The following is an 11,405-nucleotide window of genomic DNA, read 5'->3' as shown; positions in this document are numbered from 1 at the left end:
ATCACGATCTCTCCATGAATGAAGAGCATCGCGATGCCCTAGGGTTACGAAAGCCCAGGCGCTAAGACCCTAGCTCAAGTCTTCGAATTTACCAAACTTTGCGCTTTTGCCTCTTTCCACCTTTCATCTAACCAGTCGGCGTAGGCTTGCATCATCTTCGTGCGACCTTCGAGATATTGAGCCTTGTTGTAGCTGGAGCGAACTTTATTTGCTGGAACGTGTGCGAGTTGCCGTTCGATCCAATCATAATTCCATCCCATCTCATTTAAGTTGGTACTGGCCGTGGTGCGAAATCCATGATGGACATGGCGATCAGAGTGGTATCCCATCCGTCGCAGCGCGCCGTTGAATGTCATTTCCGAAACCATTCGGTTTGCGTCACGGGGAGAAGGCAATACCAATTCTGAGCTGAAATCATATTGTTGTAGAAGGTGCAGAAGCTTGAGCGCTTGAGCGGGCAGGGGGACGATGTGGTCGCGTTGCATTTTCATGCGCCGACCAGGAATCTCCCACCGCGCGGCACCCCAATCGATCTCACTCCATCGCATACCACGCAGCTCTGTGTTGCGCGGAAACAGATAGGCCGACAATAAGAGCGAAGCCCCGACAATTGGATTGTTGTCACGATACCGATCTATCGCAACCAGCAGCTTGCCCACTTCTTTGGGGTCGGTGATACCAGAAAATTCGCCACGTCGGCGCGCGACCATTGCATCAATTGTAAATGCCGCCGGGTCATGTGTCACCAAACCCCGCGCGGCAGCGTAGCGGAAAACTTGTGAAAACCGTGTGCGGATTTCGTGGGCAGTCTCGACCCTTCCGGATGTTGCGATGGGATTGACGACACCAAGTATGTCTTCGGCAGTGATCGATGCGACGGTGCGATCTCCTAGTGCAGAAATAGTAACTGCAATTTGTCGATTGAGCTTAGCCAAAGTGCGCGGCGCTGGACCGCTTTGTTGTCTAAGCAAGAGGTATCCGTTGGCGACATCCGCCCAGTTCGCATTTTCCTTTTCGAGTAGGACAGCTGAACCATGTTTGCGAGTTGCCATAGCGACCACCTCAGGATTGTCGTCGCGCAAGTCTAACTTAAAAGCGGAGGCTTTAAGACGCGCGTCTGCCAGTGACGTGCGAGGATAGTCGCCGATTAGTTTTGTGCGCTGACCGCCATTCAAACGGTAGGCCAAGCGGAATACTTTTTTACCTGAAGGCATTACTTCTAAGAACAATCCCCCACCATCAGAACGCCGCACGCGTTTTTCAGATGGATGAAGTGCTCTGATTTGAGTATCTGTAAGGGGCATGTTGTACCGCGTGTTGTACGTGACTTCGAAGCGTTGCTAGAGAAGCGTACAACAAAAAAGGTCAGTTTGTACAACATTGGTACAACAAATCGGTGCGATACCTTGGTCAGGTATGTTCAGCACCCAGATCAAATTTTTGGGAATTTCATAGAAAATCAAGCACTTAGCTCTGCGATGATTTCCTATGAGAAGACCCATTGGAGCGGGCGAGGCGATTCGAACGCCCGACCCTAACCTTGGCAAGGTTATGCTCTACCCCTGAGCTACGCCCGCTTCCTTGGGTGAGCCGTGAGATAGCGGTGCTAGGGATATCCTGCAAGAGCTAAAATCCAAAAAAGCCAAAATTCTTTGAGTGCCGATCCACACTACGGCGGTCTGCCAGAGCGGTTTTCAAATGGTTTTTTGAATAAGATCCCATCGGTTCCCGAAAGGATCGCGAAAGACGGCGACCTTCCCATAAGGTTCCTCGCGCGGTATCTCTTCGAACACGATGCCGGCGTCGACAAGACTGGCATGATCCCGCGCGAAATTTTCTGTTTCGAGAAACAACCAAACCCGGCCGGCCCCTTGACGCCCTATTGCTGCTTTTTGTGTGGCGTTGTCGGCTCTTGCTAGAACGATTGAGGTGGTGGATTGCGGCGCGCGCACTTCGATCCAGCGCTTGTGGCCTTGGCACTCGTTCGCGATCACTTCAAAACCCAAAACACCACAAAAGAACGCCAGACCAGCATCGTAGTCCGGCACAATAATGGAAACGGATGCAAGTTTCATTCAGATACCAGTATGAATCGAAAGACAGAGTTTGATTTCTACTCCAGTTCTACCAGTAGATCCTTCGCGTCGATCTGACCACCGGGCGTCACATGCACAGCCATCACCGTGGCGTTGCGTTCTGCGTGGATACCCGTTTCCATCTTCATCGCCTCAATGGTGAGTAAAAGATCGCCTGCCTTGACCTTGCTACCGGTTTTTGCCGCGACAGACGCCACCACGCCGGGCATTGGTGCGCCGATGTGATTTGCATTTCCAGCTTCCGCCTTGGGGCGCTGTGCTGTTGTCGCTTTAACCAACCTGTTTGGCACCCGAATGACCCGCGGTTGCCCATTGAGCTCGAAAAACACTTTTACTTCGCCATCTTCATTGGTTTCCCCAACGGCTTGCAAACGGATTTCCAGCGTTTTGCCCGGGTCGATTTCGGCAGAGATTTCTTCGCCTGGCTCCATGCCATAAAAGAAAGTGCGTGTTGGTAGCGTCCGAACCGGCCCATATATGCGATGCCGTCCCATGTAATCGAGGAAGACCTTGGGATACATCAGGTATCCCGAAAGATCTTCGTCATCGACTGCGCGGCCTTCCATGGCATCCATGGCTTCCTTGCGCAGGGCTTCAAGATCAGCGGGTGCCAAGTGCTTTCCGGGCCGATCGGTATTGGGTTTTTCATCCTTGAGCACTTTTTTCAGGATGCCGCTAGGAAACCCCCCAGACGGCTGACCCAGATTTCCGCGCATCATGTCCACAACACTGTCAGGGAAAGAAACATCCGTGTCTGCATCTTCGACGTCGCTGCGGGTCAGGCCTTGCGCCACCATCATAAGCGCCATGTCCCCGACAACTTTTGATGAAGGGGTCACTTTGACGATGTCGCCAAACATCTGGTTCACATCGGCGTAGGTGCGCGCAACCTCTGGCCACCGATCTTCAAGACCAAGCGAGGCCGCCTGTGCCTTGAGGTTGGTGAATTGGCCGCCTGGCATCTCGTGCAAATAAACCTCTGACGAAGGCGCCTGCATGCCGGTCTCGAAGGCCGCGTAATGTCCACGAACTTCTTCCCAATAATCAGAAATTTCGCGCACTGCTTCCATGTTCAATCCCGTTTCGCGATCTGTATGGCGCAGTGCCTGCACGACGGAACCCAGTGTCGCCTGGGATGTGTTGCCAGACAACGCGTCCATGGCGCAATCCACCGCGTCAACACCTGCCTCGGCGGCCGCAAGGATTGTCGCACAGGCAACGCCTGCTGTGTCATGTGTGTGAAAATGGATAGGCAAGCCGACTTCGGTTTTCAGCGCTTTGACTAATTGTCGCGCCGCTGCCGGTTTCAAGAGGCCAGCCATATCCTTGAGGCCCAGAACATGGGCGCCCGCGTCCCGCAGATCTTTCCCCATATCCACATAGTATTTGAGGTTGTATTTGGCGCGGTCGGGGTCGTTAATGTCGCCTGTATAGCAAATCGACCCTTCGCAGACTTTGCCACTTTCAATCACCGCATCCATCGCGACACGCATGTTTTCGACCCAATTCAGACTATCAAACACACGGAATACATCTACACCGGTATTTGCCGCAACCCGCACGAATTCTTGCACAACGTTGTCCGGGTAGTTGGTATAACCAACGCCGTTCGAGGCGCGCAGCAGCATCTGCGTCATGACATTAGGGATTGCGGCGCGTAGGTCACGCAAGCGTTGCCACGGGCATTCCTGCAAAAAACGGTAGGCCACGTCAAATGTCGCGCCACCCCAACACTCTACGGAAAAAAGTTGCGGTAGATTGGCCGCATAAGCCGGAGCCACTTTGATCATATCATGGCTGCGCATCCGAGTGGCCAACAAAGACTGGTGCCCATCGCGCATGGTTGTGTCGGTAATCAAGAGCTGTCTTTGCTGCTTCATCCAGTCTGCGACGGCTTGTGCGCCTTTTTGCTCCAGCAGATTACGTGTGCCCATCATCGGTTCGGCTTTTTGCGCCGGTGGTTTGGGGTCTTTGGCATGCGCTCCAGGGCGGGGGTGGTTTTTTGTCTCAGGGTGGCCGTTGACGGTGATGTCCGCAATGTAGGTGAGAACCTTGGTGCCCCGGTCTCGCCGGCGGGAAAACTGGAAGAGATCCGGCGTCTCGTCGATGAATTTTGTATGGTAGGTGTTGTCGAGGAACGTTGGATGCTTGAGCAGGTTCTCGACAAAAGCGATGTTCGTGCTGACACCACGGATGCGGAATTCCCGCAAGGCGCGGTCCATCCGGGCGATGGCGGCCTCGGGGGTCTGTGCTTTGGCGGTGACCTTAACCAGAAGGCTGTCATAGTAGCGTGTGATCACCCCGCCGGAATAAGCTGTGCCGCCGTCAAGTCGAATGCCCATGCCTGTCGCCTCGCGAAAAGCAGTAATGCGGCCGTAGTCGGGGATGAAGTTGTTTTGCGGATCCTCGGTTGTGATGCGGGTTTGCAGAGCGTGGCCGGTCAAACGCACGTCGTCCTGGGTTGGCTTGCCTGTGGCTTCAGCAATGGACTTGCCCTCTGCGATCAGGATTTGCGCCTGCACGATATCAATGCCGGTAACTTCTTCTGTGACCGTGTGTTCGACCTGAACCCTTGGATTGACTTCAATGAAGTAGAACTTGTCATCGTCCATATCCATCAGGAATTCTACGGTGCCCGCGCATTCATAATTGACGTGTTTGCAAATTTTGTAACCTAGTTTGCAAACTTCCGCGCGCTGCGCATCGGTCAAATAAGGAGCAGGCGCGCGTTCCACGACTTTTTGGTTGCGACGCTGAACCGAGCAATCGCGCTCGTAAAGATGATACATGTCGCCATGTTTGTCGCCGAGGATCTGAACTTCGACGTGGCGCGCTTTGAGGATCATCTTTTCAAGATAGCCTTCGCCACTGCCAAAAGCGGCTTCGGCCTCGCGGCGGCCTTCGAGAACTTTTTCCTCCAACTCGGCTTCGGCCGCGATCGGCCGCATGCCGCGACCGCCGCCGCCCCATGACGCCTTGAGCATCAATGGATAGCCGATCTTCTTGGCCTCTGTTTTGATCGCCATCATATCGTCGCCAAGCACTTCGGTCGCCGGTATCACCGGGACATTTGCGGCCATGGCCACCCTGCGCGCAGAGGCTTTGTCGCCCAAAGCCCGCATGGTTTCCGCCCGTGGCCCGATGAAGGTAATGCCGTTCTGATCACAGGCGTCCACGAAATCGGGATTTTCCGAGAGTAGGCCATAACCTGGATGGATAGCGTCCGCGCCGGAGGCTTTGGCCACGCGGATAACTTCGTCAATCGACAAATAGGCGGCAACAGGCCCCAAGCCTTCGCCAATGCGGTAGGCTTCATCCGCTTTGAAACGATGCAATCCCAGCTTGTCCTCTTCGGCATACACCGCCACGGTTTTCTTGCCCATTTCGTTAACCGCGCGCATGATGCGAATGGCGATCTCGCCACGGTTGGCGATCAGGATTTTTCGGAATTCAGTCATGTGGCGGCCTCTTTCAGGTTCGGCGGTGGCGTTTGTTTAAAAAGAATATCCATCCGCGTAAACGCGTACTTCGGGGTCAGTTCTGCTGCAACGCAGCATTTTGTGACGGAAATGTAAAGCGACCACAGGTTATTTCAGCGCAATTGCCGTCTCACTCCAGTCGAATAGGGGGTGGCAGGTCTTTGAGGGATTTTGCACCAAGCTGGCCCATGTTGGCGATCAAGTCTTTGCTGAGCATGTCTACGAGATGATCGATCCCTTTCGGGCCAAGCGCCGCCAAAGCAAAATGAAACGCGCGTCCGAGCATGACGAAATCCGCGCCGGAAGCAAGCGCACGTAAGATGTCCAACCCCCCTTCGATACCTGAATCGAAGATCAAAGGAAGTTGCGTTGCTTCGCGTATCACCGGCACCATGTCGATGGCTGCAGGGGCCGCATCAAATTGGCGGCCTGCATGATTTGACACCCAGATCGCGTCGATGCCCGCGGTCTCTGCCCGCTCGGCATCTTCTGGTCGCAAGACGCCTTTGAGTAAAAATGGCCCCTCCCATGCGTCGCGCAACCATTGAACGTAGTCCCAATCTGGTGAGGTACGCAGAAGATACCCAACGTGCGCAGTAGAAGACAACGCCGTTTCAGTTTCAGCCGCGTATTTTTCAAGTGTGCGCATGCGGGGAAGCCTGCGTCCAGCCATGGCAAGCGCCCATGCGGGACGGGTCGCTACCTGTGCAAGCAGGCGTGGTGTCAGGCGGGGTGGCATCGTTAACCCGGAGCGGGATTGGCGTTCGCGGCGGGATGCCACGGGCACATCTACGGTCAGGACCAGTGTGGAAAAGCCTGCGGATCGCGCGCGCTTCAGCATGTCGCTGCGGATTGCCTGATCCCTTGGTGGGTACATTTGGAACCAGGCATCCTGACCCAGATGAGGTGCGAGATCTTCGGGCGATTGGGTGGCTACGGTAGATAACGAATAGGGAATGCCTGCACGCGCGGCGCCGCGGGCTAGATGCCCTTCGGCATCCGCCCACATCAAACCGGACATGCCAACGGGTGCGATCCCGAAGGGCAGGGGTAAATCGCGTCCCAATAACGACGTTCCGAGATCAGGCGTAAATTCCCCATGCAGTACAGATGGCATAAAACCGATACCGTCCAGACGTTCTCGGTTCCGGCGTTTTGTAGCTTCCATGCCGGTGGCGGAATCGAGGTATTCCCAGACAAACTTAGGGAGCTTGCGTTGTGCAGCATGGCGCAAATCGCTGATGGCCGGGTATTTGGCGTGCAAATCAGTCATGGACGCAAATTATGCATTGCTTTGAATTGGAAGGCCACGCCGATGATTCCAAGCGCTGGAATACGAACTTGTTTTGTCGATCTGAACAAGATTTTGATGAGTTTGCAAATTTTCATCGACTACTTTGCAAATAACATTTCTACTTTGCAAAGTATAAATTTCTACTTTGCAAATTTTGTTGAAGTGCAAAAGATATCAGTTGATACCAAGCCAAAAGTACGCCAAATCAGCGTATTTTGACGCAGCCAGGAAAATAGGAACGCATCAAGAACAGTTCTTTTCCTTTCCTGCATCTGTCGATACATTGGCGCCATGAGCAGTTTTGATGAAATGGACGCTTTTGATGGCGCATCTTTAAGCGCACGAGCAATGGCCGCCCGCCCTCAGCCTTATCTTGAAGGGTTGAATCCGGCTCAACGAACCGCGGTCGAGACATTGGATGGCCCGGTTTTGATGTTGGCCGGGGCCGGCACAGGTAAAACCCGCGCGCTCACCGCGCGCATTGTCCATCTGCTTAACACCGGGCGTGCTCGGCCCAACGAAGTACTTGCGGTCACTTTTACAAACAAGGCCGCACGGGAGATGAAGAACCGAGTAGGAACCATGCTTGGACACCAAGTCGAAGGCATGCCCTGGTTGGGAACGTTTCATGCGATCTGTGTGAAGCTCTTGCGCCGTCACGCGGAGCTGGTTGGACTGAAATCCAATTTTACTATTCTTGACACAGATGATCAGCTGCGCCTGCTTAAACAACTGGTGCGCGCCGAAGGCATCGACGACAAGCGCTGGCCGGCGCGGCAACTAGCCGGCATCATAGACGGTTGGAAGAACCGCGCGCTTACCCCAGACAAAGTGCCCAGCAGCGACGCGGGCGCTTTCAACCACCGTGGATCGGAAATCTACGCGCAGTATCAAACCCGGCTCAAAGAGTTGAACGCCACGGATTTTGGCGACCTGCTGCTTCACATGGTTAGTATCTTTCAAAACCACCCCGATGTACTGGCGCAGTATCAACGCTGGTTCGCTTATATTCTCGTGGACGAATACCAAGATACCAATGTCGCCCAATACATGTGGTTGCGCCTGCTGGCAGGGGGGCACAAGAATATTTGCTGCGTCGGCGATGATGACCAGTCGATCTATGGGTGGCGCGGGGCCGAGGTAGGCAATATCCTGCGCTTTGAAAAGGATTTCCCAGGTGCGCATGTGGTGCGGTTGGAGCAAAACTACCGCTCAACCCCCCATATTCTGGCTGCAGCCTCCGGCGTTATCGAAGGCAATGAGGGACGGCTGGGCAAGACGCTTTATACCGATCTGAAGGCAGGCGAGAAAGTGCGCCTTATTGGTCATTGGGACGGCGAAGAAGAAGCCCGCTGGATCGGCGAAGAGATCGAAGCGGCGCAACGCGGCACGCGTGGGATGGAGAAATTCGGGCTGGATCAGATGGCCATTCTCGTGCGTGCCAGCCACCAGATGCGGGCTTTCGAGGATCGTTTCTTGACAATTGGGTTGCCGTATCGGGTGATCGGAGGGCCGCGTTTCTACGAACGTTTGGAAATCCGCGATGCCATGGCTTACTTCCGGGTCGTGACCAGCCCGGAGGACGATTTGGCTTTTGAGCGGATATTCAATACGCCCAAGCGCGGGTTGGGGGACAAGGCGCAGCAGACGATCCAGCGCATGGCGCGGTCCAATGGCATTAGCCTTGTCGAGGGCGCGCGGCTTGTTGTCGAAACCAAAGGCATTGGCGGCAAAGGCGGTGCGGCGCTTGCCACATTGATCGCGGGGATTGACCGGTGGGGGCGAATGTCACATCTGCCCGACCTCAGCCATGTAGAGCTTGCCGAGATCATTCTGGATGAGTCCGGCTACACAGGCCATTGGCAGAACGACAAGACACCTGAGGCACCGGGGCGTCTGGAAAACCTGAAAGAACTCGTCAAAGCACTGGAGCAATTTGAAAATCTTCAGGGTTTTCTCGAGCATGTCAGCCTGATCATGGACAACGAAAGTGATGATGGCGGCGAGAAAGTTTCGATCATGACACTTCATGCCGCCAAGGGTTTGGAATTCCCGGTTGTGTTTTTACCGGGCTGGGAAGACGGGCTCTTCCCGTCGCAACGTTCGATGGATGAAAGTGGGATGAAAGGCTTGGAAGAGGAACGGCGTCTGGCCTATGTCGGCATCACGCGCGCCGAACAGGTGTGCACCATTTCTTTTGCAGCCAATCGGCGGGTCTTTGGACAATGGCAAAGCGCGATGCCATCACGGTTTATCGACGAGCTGCCCGAGGATCACGTCGAAGTGCTGACGCCGCCTGGCCTTTATGGTGGCGGCTATGGCGCGGCATCTCCCACTTCCAACCTGCATGACGCAGCAGCAGAAGCGAATGTCTATAATTCACCTGGGTGGCGCCGTCTCCAAGCGCGCAGTCAAGAACGCGGTGTCAGCCAGCCGCGTGAGAGCAAGAACACGGTGATCGATATGTCAGCGGTCTCCAGCTTTGCCATGGGAGAACGCGTGTTTCATCAAAAATTCGGCTATGGGTCCATTCAAGGGATTGAAGGCGACAAACTGGAGATCGCTTTTGAAAAAGCGGGCGTCAAGAAAGTGGTCGCCAAATTCATAACCGGATGCGACGACATCCCGTTTTGATCAGAAACCACGGCGGCTGTTCAAAGCTGTTTTGGCTTAAAATGCCAAGTAAAATGAGCCGTTTCAGGTTCCGGTATAGGCCAATACGGCGTTCCGGATCGGTCGATAAAACTTGTTTGCGTAGTCAGAATCCAAAAGGTTGTAGGGCGCGGTGCCACTTAAAACGTCTTCCCACTCGTGGTCTGCGCCCTGCTGTCGCAGGATGGGCGGGTTCATGTGATACTTGGCATAGGGCTCTTTCCATGCGTCTTCGCCTTCCAGACTTTTCACCAACCCGGTTGCCCGCATTACAACGACGGCCTGGATGAACTTTTTGCGGTGCCCGACGTCAGAACTGTCGAGAAAGGCCTCGCGCGGGTTGATGCCCATCTGGCCACCCATGTTCGCCAGCAGGTTTTCGTACTTTACGCCATAGGCCGCCGGCACTGTTTCTGCGTCTGATTTGTCTTTTGTCGACTTCAAGGCGCGGGCAAGAAAGGTGAGATAATCGTGTAGTGTCAATTGGTCTTCTGCTGCTGGTTTCGCGGGACTGTGGTGTTTGCTTTCGTCAAAGGCGGGAAGCGTGGCGCCCACCGGTTTTGCGGTTTCCATGTCCGCCTCCGCGCCGCCATGTCCCTCTGTGAGGTAGAAGTTCAGGTTGTCGATCTCGCGCATCTCAAACCCGTCACGCAGTTGGTCATTCACCTGCCTTTTGTCGTATTCCCTGTCCGTGGCCTTCCTCACGCCGTCATCCCAGGCATAAGTCCGATCATAGCCGCTGGAGCTTTTGTCGCGTTGTTGTGAAAGCATCGCCAACATGTGCTCGTTTTCGAGCGTCAGATGTTCGCGCCCTTGTTTGTTTTGTCCGTCCCTTTCGTAGAGTGACAGGGATCGATGCACAAAATTCAAACGGTCATTGGCTTTGTTGGATTGAACGTCCATTTCCAAAGTACCGGTGTCGGTCGCGGCAATATTGGTGACCGGCTTTGTTTTATCGTTGTTGATGTGATCCTGTCCGGCCTCGGCATCATGTTCACCCAACATGTCATGCTCTATTTCGTTCACAAAGCTGCCATCCCATATCGTTCTGGCCTTGACGGTTGGAATCTTGGCTGCGGTCAGCGATTGCCATCCTCCATCGGTTTTGATCTGCATTCTTGCAGGTTTGGTGTCAGTCATTGGCATGTGCCGCAGTTTTGCTGGGGTAACGATATCGGACGTAGGACTGGTTACGGCGACGTTGGCGTACACATTTTTAGATGTTGCTTGTTCCAGAGTTGCCCACTGGGGGTCGGAAAGCACGCGCTGTATTGGTGCCGAGTTCTGCGCCATTTGAACAAAGCGCGACAATTGCAGCGTTGCCGGAGCTGTCAAAGACAGTTCTGCCAGCTCGGAAATTTGGTGATCCGCTGTCTGAGCTTTTGTGGTGGTGCCGCTTGCCGATGTCGAGGCGGATTTGTGCGGTACGTGTTGCGGTCCCGCGGGCATGGCACACCTTGTGAATTCCGTTTGCACGCTATGGTGGTATTTCAAGACGCGCATGTCAACTGAGAGAAGCAAATGGCCCACCGTTTCATGCACTTGATGCCACCTGTTCTGCAAAGAAAAGGCGACGCCCGGGAGGAGGGCGCCGCCTTCTTTGTCCGCTTCAGAGAACAGGGAGGAGGATTGCCCCTGAAGCGTATGACAACAAACCATTGTGGTCTGCGATGTTTGGGACAGCGGCATTCGGGAGGAGGTGAATGCCGCTGCCAAGTCACAGACACCCCAGGGAGGAGGATTGGTGCATCTGATCTGGTAACCGGCCTGCGGCGACTTGGTGTCGGAGAAGGCTGGCGCGCTGTTGAGCGCTTTGTTCAGGGCGGCGGCACTCGGGAGGAGGTGAATGCCGCCGCTATGTTACAGATACCCCAGGGAGGAGGA

The 11,405-nt window shown here is 54.6% G+C and carries 6 protein-coding genes and 1 tRNA gene; 1 reads left to right on the top strand and 6 read right to left on the bottom strand.

Features of this window, described 5'->3' with window-relative positions:
- Positions 1–74: 74 nt before the first annotated feature.
- The 5 genes from AB8B75_RS20960 to AB8B75_RS20940 all read right to left on the bottom strand — a co-directional run bounded on the left by AB8B75_RS20960 (position 75) and on the right by AB8B75_RS20940 (position 6,848).
- Complete coding sequence (locus AB8B75_RS20960; RefSeq protein WP_405364986.1) at positions 75–1,304, bottom strand: tyrosine-type recombinase/integrase; 1,230 nt, start codon at positions 1,302–1,304, stop codon at positions 75–77.
- 198 nt (positions 1,305–1,502) lie between these two features.
- Positions 1,503–1,577 (bottom strand) — tRNA-Gly (locus AB8B75_RS20955).
- A gap of 117 nt (positions 1,578–1,694) precedes the next feature.
- Entirely contained in the window at positions 1,695–2,075 is a 381-nt protein-coding gene (locus AB8B75_RS20950) for a VOC family protein (RefSeq protein ID WP_405364984.1), read from the bottom strand.
- Positions 2,076–2,113: 38 nt separating this feature from the next.
- Positions 2,114–5,554 (bottom strand): pyruvate carboxylase, encoded by a 3,441-nt coding sequence (locus tag AB8B75_RS20945; RefSeq protein WP_405364982.1) that lies wholly within the window; start codon positions 5,552–5,554, stop codon positions 2,114–2,116.
- A gap of 151 nt (positions 5,555–5,705) precedes the next feature.
- Positions 5,706–6,848 (bottom strand): alpha-hydroxy acid oxidase, encoded by a 1,143-nt coding sequence (locus tag AB8B75_RS20940; protein ID WP_405364980.1) that lies wholly within the window; start codon positions 6,846–6,848, stop codon positions 5,706–5,708.
- A gap of 312 nt (positions 6,849–7,160) precedes the next feature.
- Here AB8B75_RS20940 and AB8B75_RS20935 point away from each other — a divergent pair, with 312 nt between their 5' ends.
- Positions 7,161–9,503: an ATP-dependent helicase gene (locus tag AB8B75_RS20935; protein ID WP_405364978.1), complete on the top strand. Its 2,343-nt coding sequence runs from the start codon at positions 7,161–7,163 to the stop codon at positions 9,501–9,503.
- A gap of 63 nt (positions 9,504–9,566) precedes the next feature.
- Here the strand turns inward: AB8B75_RS20935 and AB8B75_RS20930 are convergent, their stop codons facing one another.
- Positions 9,567–10,661, bottom strand: coding sequence for a hypothetical protein (locus AB8B75_RS20930; RefSeq protein ID WP_405364977.1), 1,095 nt, complete (start codon positions 10,659–10,661; stop codon positions 9,567–9,569).
- Positions 10,662–11,405: the final 744 nt, after the last annotated feature.

This window comes from Roseobacter sp. (assembly GCF_045106495.1).
Lineage (GTDB): Bacteria > Pseudomonadota > Alphaproteobacteria > Rhodobacterales > Rhodobacteraceae > Roseobacter.
The sequence above is the reverse complement of the archived record's forward strand: the minus strand, read 5'-3'. Positions and strand labels throughout refer to the sequence as shown.